Source organism: Klebsiella sp. D5A (assembly GCF_001620885.1).
GTDB lineage: Bacteria > Pseudomonadota > Gammaproteobacteria > Enterobacterales > Enterobacteriaceae > Klebsiella > Klebsiella variicola.
In genome coordinates this window covers 1-16,920 of record NZ_LOAR01000026.1, presented here as the reverse complement: position 1 = coordinate 16,920, position 16,920 = coordinate 1, and the positions used below count along the sequence as shown (strand labels likewise).

Genomic DNA, 16,920 nt, shown 5'->3' with positions numbered 1-16,920 from the left:
AAATCACGATAGATGAAGGCCTCAGAGTTATAATTGAGCAATAGTTAACTGATTCGATCGGCAGGCTCGCTGACACAAGCTGCGTTCGGACCCTTGGTTTATACATCCGGGACGATTAACGATTCATGGCGCTACACAACAGAAAACTCTCTTTTACGACACCAATCGTCGTGGGGTTTGCCGGCATTTTGCTCAGTTTCATGCTGATTGCTACTTTTGTCACCCTGGCACAGCGGAAAGATTTTCTCGAAGATTATCACGATATTAACCGCAACTTTACCCACAACCTGGCCATCAACTATACGGAAACGCTGCTGCGGGAAAATGATTTTATCCTCGGCCGCGCGGCCACCTTCTTTGCCCGTAATGACGAACTGAACCGCGCGGTGAACGTTGATCCGGAGAAAGGGTTAACCACGCTAATGCAGTTACAGAACATGATGCCAAGCGTCTCATCCATCTCGCTGGCGGATACCGAGGGCCACTATCTGCGCGCCCCGGAAGTACTGAAAAATGAAGACAGCCTGGCTTTCGACCCCAAAACGCGGCCCTGGTTTATCAAACAGGCAGAAGCCAGCACCTTCAGCCACTACACCAGCCCGTATATGGACTTTTTCACCCACCATCCGACGATTACCATTTTCAAACCCATCATTACTCCGGAGGGTAAACTCAAGGGCAGCCTGGCTTTTCATCTAGATCTCACCTCCATGGGGTTCGCGCTACGGCAGATGGTCGCCCCCGTACAGGGGGAATTTTTTGTGGTGCAGCGGGATGGCAAAGTTGTCCTGCACTCCGACCCGGGCGCGCTGTTTAAACCCTTCGTCAGCGACGAACTGATGGATAAAATGACCAGCGGAGAGGGGCAGCTTTACGATGTCAGGAGCGATACCTGGTATTACTACTACTCCTTTACCAATCCCGACTGGTTCGTGATTTACCGTGTCGATAACGCCACCCTGATCAATCTGACGCGCCATGAGACAAACTTAGTGATCGGCGGTTTCTCACTCGCGGCGATTATCATCCTCTTGTTCGGCCTTTATCTGCGTCATGCTTCCCGTACCGTGCTGATGAATATCATCAATGCGATTAAAACCGGCGACGTCAAACGCGCTCCGCGCCTTGAGGCAATGCTGAGTAAAGCCATTGAAACCAACAAACAGCGTGAACTGACCTACGTTCGCCAGGCCACCATCGACGCCCTCACTGGCTGCAAAAACCGCCGCGCCTTCGACAGCGATATCGCCGCGCTGATGAACGATCACCAACCTTTCGCCCTTGCCCTGGTCGATATCGATAACTTCAAATCGATCAACGACACCTGGGGACACCTCAACGGCGATATCGTCCTGCGCAACGTCGCCCGCGAGGGGCTGCAGGTCCTCCAGCCGCTGGAGATTTCCCTTTATCGCTACGGCGGTGAAGAGTTCGCGGTGGTCTTTCCTGCCGAACACATCGATAACGCCCGAACGCTACTGGAAACATGGCGGGTCAACGTCGAACGGCGTACCTGGCGCGAAGATGGCCTGACGGTCACCTTTAGCGCCGGACTGGGGGAATGGAATATGGAGCCGCTGGATAAGCTGGTGGTGAGCGTCGATGAGGCACTTTACAAAGCCAAGCAACAAGGTAAAAACTGCATCCTCCGCGCGTGAGACAACAGGACGCGGCCGCCCACTTCGGTGGGCTTTTTTATTTTTATCGGCAAAAATGAAACCGGTTTCAATTTTTGTGTGATGACTTACACACAATCACGGTAAAGCGGTTGTCGCATCGCCAGGGCCGCGATAAAGATAAGACATCACGGAACACAAGGGCCACTGACTATGAAGAATATCGTTTTGTGCTGTGCCGCCGGTATGTCCACCAGCATGCTGGTTCAGCGTATGCAAGATGCCGCGCAGAAAAAAGGTGTTGAGGTTTCTATCAAGGCCGTCCCGGTCGCCGAGTTTAAAGATAACCTGGCCGCCGCCGACATTATTTTGCTCGGCCCGCAGGTGAAATATGAGCAGGCGAAACTGCAGGCGCTGGCCGATCCATTCGGCAAGAAAGTCGCGGTGATCGATATGATGGACTACGGCATGATGAAAGGCGATGCCGTTCTGGATAAAGCCCTGAAGATGCTGGAGTAATCGATGGAAGATTTAGAAACGATCATCATGGAGCTGTTGGTTAATGCCGGTTCCGCACGTAGCGCGGCGCTCACTGCTCTCCAGTTAGCACGGAAAGGTGACTTTGCGGCAGCCGAGCAGGCCATGGCCGAGTCCCATGAGTTCGTCAAACATGCGCATAAAATCCAGACCCAGCTCATCGGCCTGGATGAAGGCACCGGTAAGCTGCCGGTCAACCTGATCACCGTTCACTCTCAGGACCACCTGATGAACGCCATGGTCATTCAGGATCTGGCGACCGATATGATTGAACTCTATCGTCGTCTGCCGCTCGCGCAGTAATCTCGCGGATTTAACGGGCGCCGCTGCCGGCGCCCGTCCCCTCTCAAAGAAAACCATACATCGCGGCGAATACCCAGCCAAACACGCAGGAGACACCGACGCCGATGAGCCCGGGCAGGATGAAGCTATGGTTAATGACAAAGCGGCCGATATGGGTGGTCCCTGAGCGGTCGAACTGGATCGCCGCCAGATCGCTTGGGTAGGTCGGCAGAATATAGTAGCCATAGCAGGCCGGCGCGGAAGCCACGATATAGGCCGGGTCGACGCCGATGGCCAGCGCCACCGGAACAATCGCCGCCAGCGCTGCCGCCTGAGAGTTCACAAACTTCGAAACCAGCAGCAGTACGATGGCGTAAGCCCACGGGTACTCCTTCACCATCTCCCCGAGCACACCTTTAATCTCGGTCATATGCGCGCCGAACATAGTTTCCGCCATCCACGCGATGCCGTATACCGCGACGATAGCGATCATTCCCGAACGGAAAACCTCATTTTTAGAAATCGACGCCGGGTTGGTTTTGGTAATGATGATGATCAATGCCCCGGAGAGCAGCATGAACATCTGGATCACCAGCACCATCGACAGCGGCTTACCGTCGAAGGCCGGACGCAGTTCGGAAAACGCGCCGAGTAAGGCCACCACGGCGATGGAAGCAAGGAAGATCCACATCGCAATCCAGTTGCTGGTCGGCAGCTTTTTATCCAGCAGCGTCGCCGTATCGCCATAGACGTAATGGCGATTTTCCGGTACCGCAATAAACGCCTGGAAGGCTTCGTCTTTATCCAGATCTTTGCCACGGAACCAGCTGAAGATACCAATCGCCAGGATCCCCAGCAGCGTGGACGGAATGGTTATCGCCAGCAGGTCGAGAAATTCCAGGTGTTTACCGTTAAAGGTAAAATTCCCCAGCATCGCCACCAGCGACACCACCGCTACCGAGACCGGGCTGGCGATGATCCCCATCTGGGCACCTATGGAGCTGGCCGCCATCGGACGCTCCGGACGAATGTTATTCTTAATGGCGACATCGTAGATAATCGGCAGGATCGTGTACACCACGTGTCCGGTACCGCAGAGAATGGTCAGCGTGCAGGTGACGAAAGGCGCGACGATTGAAACATATTTCGGGTTGTGCCGCAGCAGCTTCTCGGCAATCTGTAACATGACATCCAGCCCGCCGGACGCCTGTAGCGTGGCCGAAGCGGCCACGACGGCAATGATCACCAGCATTACATCAACCGGTGGTTTACCCGGCTGAAGATGGAACACAAAAACAAGGATAACCAAACCGATGCCGCCCAACAGGCCCAGCGCAATACCGCCTTTTCGGGCACCATAAAACAGACAAATTAAGATAATAATGAGTTGTATCGCAAATTCCATGCAGCCCCCAGAGCCTGTCCACTCAGACCAAAAGAAATGACCAACACCTGCCTGCCGGTATTATTTCTGCGTCTTATCGGGAGAAGCATGAGATGCGGCGATCCCTCTCCAGAGCCGTAGCTTCGAAGATAAAGCAGCAGAAGTAATCCCATGATTCATTAGGTATTTTGAATATATCGCCTTTGGATTGATTATTTTTTGATATGAGTAGAACTTTTACCCATATATAAACAAAGGTTTTTCCAGTGAACGGGGGATGGATATTTTATATGAATTAATTGCTAAAAATATGCGGCGTTAATATGTCGTAAATGTAATTAAAGAAGAGGGTGAGGCGGCGAACAAACAATAAAAAAGCCGGTCAGGAAACCTGACCGGCTTTTTAGCAGTGCATCAACGATTAATCGTTGTCAGAACCGCCCAGGCCTGCGTTCAGCAGTTCTGCCAGGTTGGCAGACGCTTCTTCTACGCTCACCTGCGGAGCAGCTGGCTGTTCGCCCGCTGCGCGACGGCGCATACGATCCTGGTGGTACGCATAACCGGTACCCGCCGGGATCAGACGACCCACGATGACGTTCTCTTTCAGACCGCGCAGTTCGTCGCGTTTGCCCGCAACGGCTGCTTCGGTCAGCACGCGAGTGGTCTCCTGGAACGAGGCCGCGGAGATGAAGGACTCGGTTGCCAGAGACGCTTTGGTGATACCCAGCAGGTCGCGGGAATAGGTTGCCGCCACTTTGCCATTCGCTTCAAGCTCGCGGTTAGCGATCTTAACGCGGGAGTATTCAACCTGCTCGCCTTCGAGGAAGTCGGAGCTACCAGCGCTTTCGATGGTCGCTTTACGCAGCATCTGACGAACGATAACTTCAATGTGCTTATCGTTAATCTTAACGCCTTGCAGACGGTAAACGTCCTGCACTTCGTTGGTGATGTAACGCGTTACCGCGTGCACGCCACGAAGACGCAGAATGTCGTGCGGTGCTTCCGGACCGTCGGAAACCACGTCACCACGTTCTACACGTTCACCTTCGAACACGTTCAGCTGACGCCATTTCGGAATCATCTCTTCGTACGGTTCGCTACCGTCTACCGGGGTGATAACCAGACGACGTTTCCCTTTGGTTTCTTTACCGAAGGAAATGATGCCGCTGATTTCAGCCAGGATTGCCGGCTCTTTCGGACGACGTGCTTCGAACAGGTCCGCAACGCGCGGCAGACCACCGGTGATGTCCTTGGTACCGCCGGATTCCTGCGGAACACGCGCCAGGGTGTCACCAGAGCTGATCTGTACGCCATCTTCCAGCTGAACAATCGCTTTACCCGGCAGGAAGTACTGAGCAGGCATATCGGTGCCTGGGATCAGAACGTCGTTGCCCTGAGCATCAACAATTTTCAGCGCCGGACGCAGATCTTTACCACCGGAGGTACGTTCTGCGGAATCCAGAACCACCAGCGAAGACAGACCGGTCAGCTCGTCGGTCTGACGAGTAATGGTCTGGCCGTCGATCATGTCAGTGAAGCGGACGAAACCACTCACTTCGGTGATAACCGGCATGGTATGCGGATCCCAGTTTGCAACGGTTTCACCGCCGGCAACCTGTTCGCCATCGCCTTTCGCCATAACGGAGCCGTAAGGCACTTTATAGCTTTCTTTGGTACGACCGAATTCGTCGATCAGTTTCAGCTCGGTGTTACGCGAGGTGATAACCAGTTTACCGCTGGAGTTCACAACCGACTTCGCGTTGCTCAGACGGATGCTACCTTTGTTTTTCACCTGGATGCTGGATTCAGCAGCCGCACGAGATGCCGCACCACCGATGTGGAACGTACGCATCGTCAGCTGTGTACCCGGCTCACCGATGGACTGTGCCGCGATAACGCCGATAGCCTCACCTTTGTTGATGAGGTGGCCACGCGCCAGGTCACGACCATAGCAGTGCGCACATACACCAAAGTCGGTGTCACAGGATACAACGGAACGAACTTTGACGGAGTCAACGGAGTTCTCTTCCAGCAGGTCACACCAGTGCTCATGCAGCAGCGTGTTGCGTGGAACCAGAATGTCCGCGGTACCCGGCTTCAGAACGTCTTCAGCAGTCACACGACCCAGTACGCGATCGCGCAGCGGCTCTTTAACGTCGCCACCTTCGATAACCGGCGTCATGGTGATGCCTTCCAGGGTGCCGCAGTCGTCTTCAGTGACGACCAGGTCCTGGGCAACGTCAACCAGACGACGAGTCAGGTAACCGGAGTTCGCTGTCTTCAGTGCGGTATCCGCCAGACCTTTACGCGCACCGTGGGTGGAGATGAAGTACTGGAGTACGTTCAGACCTTCACGGAAGTTCGCGGTGATCGGCGTTTCGATGATCGAGCCATCCGGCTTCGCCATCAGACCACGCATACCAGCCAGCTGACGAATCTGTGCCGCAGAACCACGCGCACCGGAGTCGGCCATCATGTAGATGCTGTTGAAGGAAACCTGCTGCTCTTCCTGACCGTCACGGTTAATCACGGTTTCGGTTTGCAGGTTATCCATCATCGCTTTGGATACACGATCGTTCGCCGCAGCCCAGATATCGATAACTTTGTTGTAGCGCTCGCCCGCGGTGACCAGACCAGACTGGAACTGTTCCTGAATCTCAGCAACTTCCGCTTCCGCTTCGCTGATGATTTCGTATTTTTTCTCCGGGATGACCATGTCATCGATACCAACGGATGCACCTGAACGCGCTGCATAAGCAAAGCCGGTGTACATCGTCTGGTCCGCAAAAATAACGGTCGGTTTCAGGCCCAGAATACGGTAACAGGTGTTCAGCATCTTGGAGATCGCTTTCTTACCGAGCGCCTGGTTCACGATAGAGAACGGCAGACCTTTCGGTACGATCATCCACAGAATGGCACGGCCAACGGTCGTGTCTTTCAGGCTAGTCTTCGCGACGAATTCACCATTCTCGTCTTTTTCGTATTCAGTGATACGCACTTTAACGCGCGCATGCAGAGAGGCCAGACCGGCGCGATAAATACGCTCCGCTTCTTTCGGGCCAGTCAGCACCATGCCTTCGCCTTTGGCGTTAACACAGTCACGGGTCATGTAGTACAGACCCAGTACAACGTCCTGAGACGGAACGATGATTGGTTCGCCGTTCGCCGGGGACAGGATGTTGTTGGTAGACATCATCAGCGCACGCGCTTCCAGCTGGGCTTCCAGCGTCAGCGGTACGTGAACAGCCATCTGGTCGCCATCGAAGTCGGCGTTATAGGCCGCACAAACCAGCGGGTGCAGCTGAATAGCTTTACCTTCGATCAGAACCGGTTCGAATGCCTGGATACCTAAACGGTGCAGCGTTGGCGCACGGTTCAGCAGTACCGGGTGTTCGCGGATAACTTCGTCCAGGATATCCCAAACAACGGCTTCTTCGCGCTCAACCATTTTCTTAGCGGCTTTGATGGTGGTGGCCAGGCCACGCAGTTCCAGCTTGCCGTAAATGAACGGTTTGAACAGCTCCAGCGCCATTTTCTTCGGCAGACCGCACTGATGCAGACGCAGGTATGGACCTACGGTGATAACAGAACGACCGGAGTAGTCAACACGCTTACCGAGCAGGTTCTGACGGAAACGACCCTGTTTACCTTTGATCATATCGGCCAAAGATTTCAGAGGACGTTTGTTAGAACCGGTGATCGCACGACCGCGACGGCCGTTATCCAGCAGGGCGTCAACCGCTTCCTGCAGCATACGTTTTTCGTTGCGTACGATGATGTCCGGCGCAGCCAGATCCAGCAGACGTTTCAGACGGTTGTTACGGTTAATGACGCGACGATACAGATCGTTCAGGTCAGAAGTCGCAAAACGGCCGCCATCGAGCGGAACCAGCGGACGCAGATCTGGCGGCAGAACCGGCAGAACGGTCAGGATCATCCATTCCGGCTTGTTGCCAGACTGAACGAACGCTTCCAGCAGCTTAATGCGCTTGGTCAGCTTTTTACGCTTGGTTTCGGAGTTGGTTTCGTTCAGCTCTTCACGCAGCTGTTCGCATTCCTGCTCCAGATCCATATTGCGCAGCAGCGCCTGGATCGCTTCCGCACCCATTTTCGCGTCGAATTCGTCACCGAACTCTTCCAGCGCATCCAGGTACTGCTCTTCAGTCAGAATCTGGTTGCGTTCGAGGTTGGTCATGCCACCTTCGATAACCACGTAGGATTCGAAGTACAGTACACGTTCGATATCGCGCAGCGGCATATCCAGCAGCAGGCCGATACGGGACGGCAGCGATTTCAGGAACCAGATGTGCGCCGTCGGGCATGCCAGCTCGATGTGGCCCATGCGCTCACGACGCACTTTAGTCTGGGTCACTTCAACGCCGCACTTCTCACAGATCACACCGCGGTGTTTCAGGCGCTTGTACTTACCGCACAGGCACTCATAGTCTTTTACTGGCCCGAAAATACGAGCACAGAACAGACCGTCACGCTCAGGCTTGAACGTACGGTAGTTAATGGTTTCCGGCTTTTTAACTTCACCGAAAGACCATGAACGGATCATGTCTGGCGATGCCAGAGCAATTTTGATCGCATCAAACTCTTCGGTTTTAGTTTGCGCTTTCAGAAACTTTAATAAGTCTTTCACGGATTTGCTCCCGTCGGAGTTAGCACAATCTGGCGCCGGGTTTTATCCCGGCACCAGTGACCTGTTTGAGCGAGAGTTACTCGTCTTCCAGTTCGATGTTGATGCCCAGCGAGCGGATTTCTTTCAACAGTACGTTGAAGGACTCCGGCATGCCCGGTTCCATCTGGTGGTTGCCGTCCACGATGTTTTTATACATCTTGGTACGACCGTTCACGTCATCAGACTTAACGGTGAGCATTTCCTGCAGGGTGTAGGCCGCGCCATAAGCTTCCAGCGCCCACACTTCCATCTCACCGAAGCGCTGACCACCGAACTGCGCCTTACCACCCAGCGGCTGCTGAGTAACCAGGCTGTAGGAACCGGTGGAACGAGCGTGCATTTTGTCGTCGACCAGGTGGTTCAGTTTCAGCATGTACATGTAACCCACGGTTACCGGACGTTCGAACTGTTCACCGGTGCGGCCGTCAAACAGGGTGATCTGACCGGAAGTCGGCAGGTCGCCCAGCTGCAGCAGCTCTTTGATTTCAGCTTCTTTCGCACCGTCGAATACCGGCGTTGCGATCGGCATGCCTTTACGCAGGTTTTCAGCCAGACGCAGAACTTCTTCATCGCTGAAGGTATTCAGGTCAACTTTCTGGCGAACGTCAGCGCCCAGATCGTAAGCACGCTGGATGAATTCGCGCAGTTTCGCGACTTCTTGCTGCTGTTTCAGCATGGCGTTGATCTTATCGCCGATGCCTTTCGCAGCCATACCCAGGTGAGTTTCCAGGATCTGACCGATGTTCATACGAGACGGTACGCCCAGCGGGTTCAGTACGATATCTACCGGCGTACCGTTAGCATCGTGCGGCATATCTTCGATCGGGTTGATCTTAGAGATAACACCCTTGTTACCGTGACGGCCTGCCATCTTATCACCAGGCTGGATACGGCGTTTAACGGCCAGGTATACCTTAACGATCTTCAGCACACCCGGTGCCAGATCGTCGCCTTGGGTGATTTTACGGCGTTTCGCTTCGAGTTTTTTCTCGAACTCGTGTTTCAGTTCGTCATACTGCTCAGCCAGTTGCTCCAGCTGATTCTGTTTCTCTTCGTCGGTCAGGCCCAGTTCCAGCCAGCGATCGCGCGGCAGTTTGTCGAGCTTCTCAGCTTCAACGCCACCGGAGACCAGCACCGCGTAGATACGACTGAACAGACCGGCTTCGAGGATCTGCAGTTCTTCAGACAGGTCTTTCTTCGCCTGCTTCAGCTGCATCTCTTCGATTTCCAGCGCACGTTTGTCTTTTTCTACGCCATCACGGGTAAAGACCTGAACGTCGATAACGGTACCAGAGACACCGTTCGGTACGCGCAGAGAAGAGTCTTTAACGTCAGACGCTTTCTCACCGAAGATCGCACGCAGCAGTTTCTCTTCCGGCGTCAGCTGGGTTTCACCTTTCGGCGTTACCTTACCAACCAGAATGTCGCCGCCGGTCACTTCCGCGCCGATATAAACGATACCGGACTCATCCAGTTTAGAGAGCGCAGCTTCACCCACGTTCGGGATGTCAGCGGTGATCTCTTCCGGCCCCAGCTTGGTGTCACGGGACACGCACGCCAGTTCCTGAATGTGGATGGTGGTGAAACGGTCTTCCTGAACAACACGCTCGGAGACAAGGATGGAGTCTTCGAAGTTGTAGCCGTTCCACGGCATGAACGCTACGCGCATGTTCTGACCCAGCGCCAGTTCACCAAGGTCGGTGGATGGGCCGTCGGCCAGCACGTCGCCGCGCTCAATGGGTTCGCCCAGGGACACGCAAGGCATCTGGTTGATGCAGGTGTTCTGGTTAGAACGGGTGTACTTGGTCAGGTTATAGATGTCGATACCTGCTTCGCCCGGGTACATCTCGTCTTCGTTAACTTTGATAACGATACGGGAAGCATCCACGTACTGAACGGTACCGCCACGTTTAGCCACCGCAGTAACACCGGAGTCAACGGCAACAGCACGTTCCATACCGGTACCAACCAGCGGCTTATCAGCGCGCAGAGTCGGAACCGCCTGACGTTGCATGTTCGCACCCATCAATGCACGGTTGGCGTCATCGTGCTCCAGGAACGGGATCAGGGACGCACCGACGGATACCACCTGCTGGGTGGATACGTCCATGTAGTCAACCTGGTCGCGGCTGAACAAGCTGGATTCGCCTTTGCTACGGCAGGTAACCAGGTCTTCTACGAAGTGGCCGTTTTCATCCAGGTTGGAGTTCGCCTGAGCAATAACGTAGTTGCCTTCTTCGATAGCAGACAGGTAGTGAATTTCATCGGTAACCACACCGTCGGTCACTTTACGATACGGGGTCTCAAGGAAACCGTATTCGTTAGTCTGTGCGTACACGGACAGGGAGTTGATCAGACCGATGTTCGGACCTTCAGGCGTTTCGATTGGACATACGCGACCGTAGTGCGTCGGGTGTACGTCTCGAACTTCGAAGCCTGCGCGTTCACGGGTCAGACCGCCTGGGCCGAGTGCGGAGATACGACGTTTGTGCGTAATCTCAGACAGCGGGTTGTTCTGGTCCATAAACTGGGACAGCTGGCTGGAACCAAAGAACTCTTTCACTGCTGCGGAAATCGGCTTGGCGTTGATCATATCCTGAGGCATCAGGGTATCCAGATCGCCCAGAGACAGACGCTCTTTAACCGCACGCTCTACACGTACCAGGCCAACGCGGAACTGGTTTTCCGCCATTTCGCCAACGGAACGGATACGACGGTTGCCGAGGTGGTCGATATCATCGACTTCGCCTTTACCGTTACGGATATCGATGAGCTTCTTCATCACTTCGATGATGTCGTCTTTGCTCAGGATACCGGAACCTTCGATTTCGTCGCGCAGCAGAGAACGGTTGAACTTCATACGACCAACCGCGGACAGATCGTAGCGGTCTTCGGAGAAGAACAGGTTCTCAAACAGGCTTTCAGCCGCTTCGCGAGTCGGCGGCTCACCAGGGCGCATCATGCGGTAGATTTCTACCAGCGCGCTCAGACGATCGTTGGTCGGGTCGACGCGTACCGTTTCAGAAATGTACGGACCGTGGTCCAGATCGTTGGTGAACAGCGTTTCGATACGCTTGTGGCCGGACTGGCTCAGTTTAGCCAGCAGATCCAGGCTCAGCTCCATGTTCGCCGGGCAGATCAGTTCGCCGGTCGCTTCGTCGATGTAGTCTTTAGAAGCAACTTTACCCGCGATGTACTCAACCGGAACTTCGATATGTTTGATATCGTCTTTTTCCAGCTGGCGAATGTGGCGCGCAGTAATACGACGGCCTTTCTCAACGTACACTTTACCGTTGGCTTCGATATCGAAGGAGGCGGTTTCACCGCGCAGACGCTCCGGTACCAGCTCCATCTGCAGCTTGTTGTCGCGAATTTCAAAGACCACTTTCTCGAAGAACAGGTCAAGGATCTGCTCAGTGGTGTAATTCAGCGCGCGCAGAATGATGGTTGCCGGCAGTTTACGACGACGGTCGATACGAACGAACAGGTTGTCTTTCGGGTCGAATTCGAAGTCCAGCCAGGAACCGCGGTAAGGGATGATACGTGCGTTATACAGGACCTTACCGGAGGAGTGGGTCTTACCTTTGTCACTGTCAAAGAAGACGCCCGGGCTACGGTGCAGCTGAGAAACGATAACACGCTCGGTACCGTTGATAACAAAGGTACCGTTGTCGGTCATGAGCGGGATTTCGCCCATGTAGACTTCTTGTTCTTTGATGTCTTTAACGGTGCCTTCCGGCGCTTCGCGCTCGTAGATCACCAGACGCAGTTTTACGCGCAGCGGTGCAGAATAAGTCACGCCACGGATCTGACATTCTTTAACATCAAAAACAGGTTCGCCCAGACGGTAGCTGACGTATTGCAGCTCTGAATTACCGCTGTAGCTCTGAATCGGGAATACGGAACGGAAGGCTGCTTCCAGACCATACTGCCCTTCAGGATCTTGCTCGATAAACTTCTGGAACGAATCAAGCTGGATAGAAAGGAGATAAGGTATGTCCAGAACTTGTGGACGTTTACCAAAATCCTTACGAATACGTTTTTTCTCGGTATAGGAGTAAACCATAGGGTTCCTCAGCTCGCTGACAAGTCGACCCGTCTGCCTAAGTAAGGCAGTTTTTTATGCAACACTATTTTGTTGACCGGAAAATGGAACACTTTCCGCAATACCTGTTGCTATCACGCTTAAACCATTTCGTTGCGATTTACACAGCCCAGGAACCCTAACCTGTCGCAGTATATTAAGTCGTCGATAGAAACAAGCATTGTCAGGCAAACCAGCAGTCAAACAGTGTGAAATGCTACTGGCGCCTTACAGCGCAAAAAGGCTGGTGACTAAAAAGTCACCAGCCTCAGCCTGATTTCTCAGGCTGCAACCGGAAGGGTTGGCTTATTTAACTTCAACTTCAGCGCCAGCTTCTTCCAGAGATTTTTTCAGAGCTTCAGCGTCGTCTTTGCTGATGCCTTCTTTCAGTGCAGCCGGAGCAGATTCTACCAGGTCTTTAGCTTCTTTCAGACCCAGGCCAGTTGCGCCACGTACTGCTTTGATAACAGCAACTTTGTTAGCGCCAGCAGCTTTCAGAATTACGTCGAATTCAGTTTTTTCTTCAGCAGCTTCAACCGGGCCAGCAGCTACAGCTACAGCAGCAGCAGCGGAAACACCGAATTTTTCTTCCATTGCAGAGATCAGCTCAACAACGTCCATTACGGACATAGCGGATACTGCTTCAATGATTTGATCTTTAGTGATAGACATTTAAATTGTTCCTGAATATCAGAATAAGTTTATACGTAAGCGAATGCTTTATAAAGATAACTGCGATTAAGCAGCTTCTTTCGCATCGCGTACAGCAGCCAGAGTACGAACCAGTTTGCCAGCCGAAGCTTCTTTCATGGTTGCCATCAGGCGTGCAATTGCTTCTTCGTAGGTCGGCAGAGTTGCCAGGCGGTCGATCTGCGACGCCGGGATCAGCTCACCTTCAAAGGCAGCGGCTTTGACCTCAAATTTTGCATTCGCTTTCGCGAACTCTTTGAACAGACGAGCAGCAGCGCCCGGGTGTTCCATAGAGTATGCAATCAGGGTCGGACCAACAAACGTGTCTTTCAGGCACTCGAACTGAGTACCTTCAACGACGCGGCGCAGCAGGGTGTTACGAACAACACGCATGTATACGCCAGCTTCACGACCTGCTTTACGCAGTTCAGTCATTTTATCTACAGTTACGCCACGGGAATCCGCAACTACTGCAGACAGCGCGCCTTTGGCTACTTCGCTGACTTCAGCAACAATCGCTTGTTTGTCTTGAAGATTTAAAGCCATTAGCTTTGCTCCTGGATGTTTGCCAGAGCTTATGCTCTGGAACTCACTTCACTCAATTCAACGAAAAGAGCGTCTAAATACGGTGAGCAGAAACAAGCCAGAGTATCCAAAAATAATCTTAGCGTTCTGTCACCGTCTACGCAGGGGATTAAGTTTCTTGCGAAACACCTGCGGTCTTCGACGGAGGCCTGGATAGGCCAGGCTCCAACGAACAAATTCTTCCTATGATTTCGTCCTTCGAACCGCAGCGGCGTTAGCTGCTCTCGTTCACACCGGTCATGTAGTTAACTACACTCCCGGTGATTCACTCGATTGCTGCCTTGCTGCAATTCAAATGACTCGCATAGCGTCTGTCTTATTGACAGAATCGTGGGGGTAAGATTGTAGACAAAATCACCGCCCACGTAAAGGCATTAGTTTGCAGAAGCGTTCAGGCCAGCCTGATCTACTGCAACACCTGCACCCATGGTGGTGGAGATGCTAACTTTCTTGATGTACACGCCTTTCGCCTGAGTCGGTTTTGCTTTTTTCAGCGCAACCAGCAGAGCTTCCAGGTTTTCTTTCAGTTTGTCAGCGTCAAAGTCCACTTTACCGATGGTGGTGTGGATGATGCCGTTTTTGTCGTTACGATAACGAACCTGACCTGCTTTAGCGTTCTTAACCGCTTCAGCAACGTTAGGGGTTACGGTACCCACTTTCGGGTTTGGCATCAGGCCGCGCGGACCCAGAACCTGGCCCAGCTGGCCAACAACGCGCATTGCATCCGGGGAAGCAATAACAACGTCAAAGTTCATTTCGCCTTTCTTGATCTGGTCAGCCAGATCTTCCATACCTACCAGCTCAGCGCCTGCAGCTTTAGCAGCTTCAGCGTTTGCGCCCTGGGCAAATACGGCAACGCGAACAGAACGGCCAGTACCGTGCGGCAGTACAGTTGCACCACGTACGTTCTGGTCAGATTTACGAGCATCGATGCCCAGGTTTACAGCAACGTCAACGCTTTCAACGAACTTAGCAGTAGCCAGTTCTTTCAGCAGAGAGATGGCTTCGTTGATGTCATACTGTTTAGTTGCATCAACTTTGTCACGGATCACGGACATGCGCTTGGTCAGTTTAGCCATTTCTTAGTCCTCCACTACCAGGCCCATGGAACGTGCAGTACCTTCGATGGAGCGAGTCATCGCTTCAATGTCGGCACCAGTCATGTCGGCAGCTTTGGTCTGCGCGATTTCCTGCAGCTGAGCGCGGGAAATTTTACCCACTTTATCTTTGTTCGGCTTACCAGAGCCGGACTTGATACCAGCCGCTTTTTTCAGCAGAACTGCTGCCGGCGGGGTTTTGGTAACGAAAGTGAAAGAACGGTCAGCGTAAACGGTGATAACAACCGGGATTGGCAGACCTTTTTCCATGGATTCAGTTTTTGCGTTGAACGCTTTGCAGAATTCCATGATGTTAACGCCCTGCTGACCCAGTGCTGGACCAACCGGCGGACTCGGGTTTGCCATACCAGCTGCAACCTGCAGCTTGACGTAGGCTTGTACTTTCTTAGCCATTCTTAAATCCTCAAATTGGGTATTAACGCTTCAGAGAAGCTCCCCGTGATTAAACATCGTTTTACGGGCCAGGCCCATAAAAACAAAAGGCGCGAAATTGTATGCCAATTTCGCGCCCTATGCAACGATTAAATCGCTGCTTTTTTGATCGCCGGCTTACGCCTTCTCAACCTGACCGAAGTCCAGTTCTACCGGCGTCGCACGACCGAAGATAGAAACAGAAACTTTCAGGCGGGACTTCTCATAGTCCACTTCTTCAACGACGCCGTTAAAGTCAGCGAACGGACCATCGTTGACACGAACCATTTCGCCCGGCTCAAACAGCGTTTTCGGACGCGGCTTATCGCCAACCTGCTGCAGGCGGTTCATGATGGCATCGACTTCTTTGTCGCTGATCGGCGCCGGACGGTCGGAAGTACCGCCGATGAAGCCCATCACACGCGGTACGCTGCGCACCAGGTGCCAGCTCGCGTCGTTCATGACCATTTGAACCAGAACGTAGCCTGGGAAGAATTTACGTTCGCTTTTGCGACGCTGGCCGCCACGGATTTCAACCACTTCTTCGGTTGGAACCATGACTTCGCCAAACAACTCTTCCATGTTGTGTAATTTGATATGTTCACGCAGCGAAGTAGCTACGCGACCTTCAAAACCGGAAAACGCCTGAACGACGTACCAGCGCTTTTTAGGAGCTTCAGACATCTCAGAACCTCAGGCCAGTGATAAAGGAGACCAGGCGAACCAGAATACCATCCAGTCCCCACAGGATCAGTGACATTACTGCAGTCACGGCAGCAACAATCAGCGTAGTATGCAGCGTTTCCTGGCGAGTCGGCCAAATCACTTTACGCACTTCAGTTCGCGCTTCGCGAGCAAAAGCAACGGTCGCCTTACCTTTCGTCGTCAACAGCGCGACGCCACCGGCAGCAGCAATAAGAATAACCACGGCCAGCGCACGCACCGCCAGCATAATGTCGCGATAAAGGAAGTTGCCCACGATCGCCACGATCAGCAGCACGGCAACGATAATCCACTTCATCGCTTCCAGGCCGCGCCCGCTCCCTTGAGCTTCGGTATTCGCACTCATAAACCAACCTGTCAGAAGTATTCTACAAACAATTTCACCCCGCGGGGGCGAGGCGATCCAAACCGAAATTAAGTTTCGGATTATACACTGAACGCGTTCAAACTGCTTCAACGCTGGCGGTTCTGGCGCCTCTTCCCTGCTATTGCAAAGGAGAACGCTGACTTGCCGTCGCGCTACCGCTCGAATGGTTTGGTGTATAAACGCCCTCTTCAGAGCCTGTCTCAGCAATGATTATGACAAAAAAAATCACTGATGAGCCAGGTTCTGGTATGAAAGCGTGCAAAAAGGGCATCAAATGATGCCCTTTTATTGCGCATTGCGTCAAATGTTATCAGCGATTAGCCGAGAACTTTAGCAACCACGCCCGCGCCAACGGTACGACCGCCTTCACGGATTGCGAAACGCAGACCATCGTCCATCGCGATCGGGTGGATCAGGGTAACAACCATTTTGATGTTGT

13 protein-coding genes are annotated in these 16,920 nt (G+C 53.2%); 3 read left to right on the top strand and 10 right to left on the bottom strand.

Features of this window, described 5'->3' with window-relative positions; translation table 11 throughout:
* The first annotated feature begins 125 nt into the window (after positions 1-125).
* The 3 genes from AS136_RS24990 (at position 126) to AS136_RS24980 (ending at position 2,456) form a co-directional block, all read left to right on the top strand.
* Entirely contained in the window at positions 126-1,658 is a 1,533-nt protein-coding gene (locus AS136_RS24990; protein WP_063267097.1) for a sensor domain-containing diguanylate cyclase, read from the top strand.
* 171 nt (positions 1,659-1,829) lie between these two features.
* Positions 1,830-2,135 (top strand): PTS sugar transporter subunit IIB, encoded by a 306-nt coding sequence (locus tag AS136_RS24985; protein ID WP_002884150.1) that lies wholly within the window; start codon positions 1,830-1,832, stop codon positions 2,133-2,135.
* A gap of 3 nt (positions 2,136-2,138) precedes the next feature.
* Positions 2,139-2,456: a PTS lactose/cellobiose transporter subunit IIA gene (locus AS136_RS24980; RefSeq protein ID WP_008808002.1), complete on the top strand. Its 318-nt coding sequence runs from the start codon at positions 2,139-2,141 to the stop codon at positions 2,454-2,456.
* A 43-nt stretch (positions 2,457-2,499) separates the two neighbouring features.
* Here the strand turns inward: AS136_RS24980 and dcuB are convergent, their stop codons facing one another.
* The 10 genes from dcuB to AS136_RS27640 form a co-directional block, all read right to left on the bottom strand.
* Complete coding sequence (dcuB, locus tag AS136_RS24975) at positions 2,500-3,840, bottom strand: anaerobic C4-dicarboxylate transporter DcuB (protein ID WP_023323449.1); 1,341 nt, start codon at positions 3,838-3,840, stop codon at positions 2,500-2,502.
* 400 nt (positions 3,841-4,240) lie between these two features.
* Positions 4,241-8,464, bottom strand: a complete 4,224-nt coding sequence (rpoC, locus tag AS136_RS24970; RefSeq protein ID WP_008808004.1) for a DNA-directed RNA polymerase subunit beta' — start codon at positions 8,462-8,464, stop codon at positions 4,241-4,243.
* Between the two features lie 76 nt (positions 8,465-8,540).
* Complete coding sequence (rpoB, locus tag AS136_RS24965) at positions 8,541-12,569, bottom strand: DNA-directed RNA polymerase subunit beta (protein WP_008808005.1); 4,029 nt, start codon at positions 12,567-12,569, stop codon at positions 8,541-8,543.
* A 324-nt stretch (positions 12,570-12,893) separates the two neighbouring features.
* Entirely contained in the window at positions 12,894-13,259 is a 366-nt protein-coding gene (gene rplL, locus AS136_RS24960; RefSeq protein WP_002884142.1) for a 50S ribosomal protein L7/L12, read from the bottom strand.
* 66 nt (positions 13,260-13,325) lie between these two features.
* Positions 13,326-13,823 carry a 50S ribosomal protein L10 gene (gene rplJ / locus AS136_RS24955; RefSeq protein ID WP_001207203.1) on the bottom strand — a complete coding sequence of 166 codons (498 nt, stop codon included), beginning with the start codon at positions 13,821-13,823 and terminating at the stop codon, positions 13,326-13,328.
* Positions 13,824-14,236: 413 nt separating this feature from the next.
* Positions 14,237-14,941: a 50S ribosomal protein L1 gene (rplA, locus tag AS136_RS24950; protein ID WP_008808006.1), complete on the bottom strand. Its 705-nt coding sequence runs from the start codon at positions 14,939-14,941 to the stop codon at positions 14,237-14,239.
* Positions 14,942-14,944: 3 nt separating this feature from the next.
* The gene (gene rplK, locus AS136_RS24945; protein ID WP_008808007.1) at positions 14,945-15,373 is read right to left on the bottom strand and encodes a 50S ribosomal protein L11; all 429 of its coding nucleotides are present in this window, start codon (positions 15,371-15,373) and stop codon (positions 14,945-14,947) included.
* Between the two features lie 156 nt (positions 15,374-15,529).
* Positions 15,530-16,075: a transcription termination/antitermination protein NusG gene (gene nusG / locus AS136_RS24940; RefSeq protein ID WP_007665882.1), complete on the bottom strand. Its 546-nt coding sequence runs from the start codon at positions 16,073-16,075 to the stop codon at positions 15,530-15,532.
* 1 nt (position 16,076) lies between these two features.
* Complete coding sequence (secE, locus tag AS136_RS24935; RefSeq protein WP_002883772.1) at positions 16,077-16,460, bottom strand: preprotein translocase subunit SecE; 384 nt, start codon at positions 16,458-16,460, stop codon at positions 16,077-16,079.
* Between the two features lie 338 nt (positions 16,461-16,798).
* On the bottom strand, positions 16,799-16,920 hold a 122-nt coding region (locus AS136_RS27640), incomplete at its 5' end, for an EF-Tu C-terminal domain-related protein (RefSeq protein WP_001384287.1).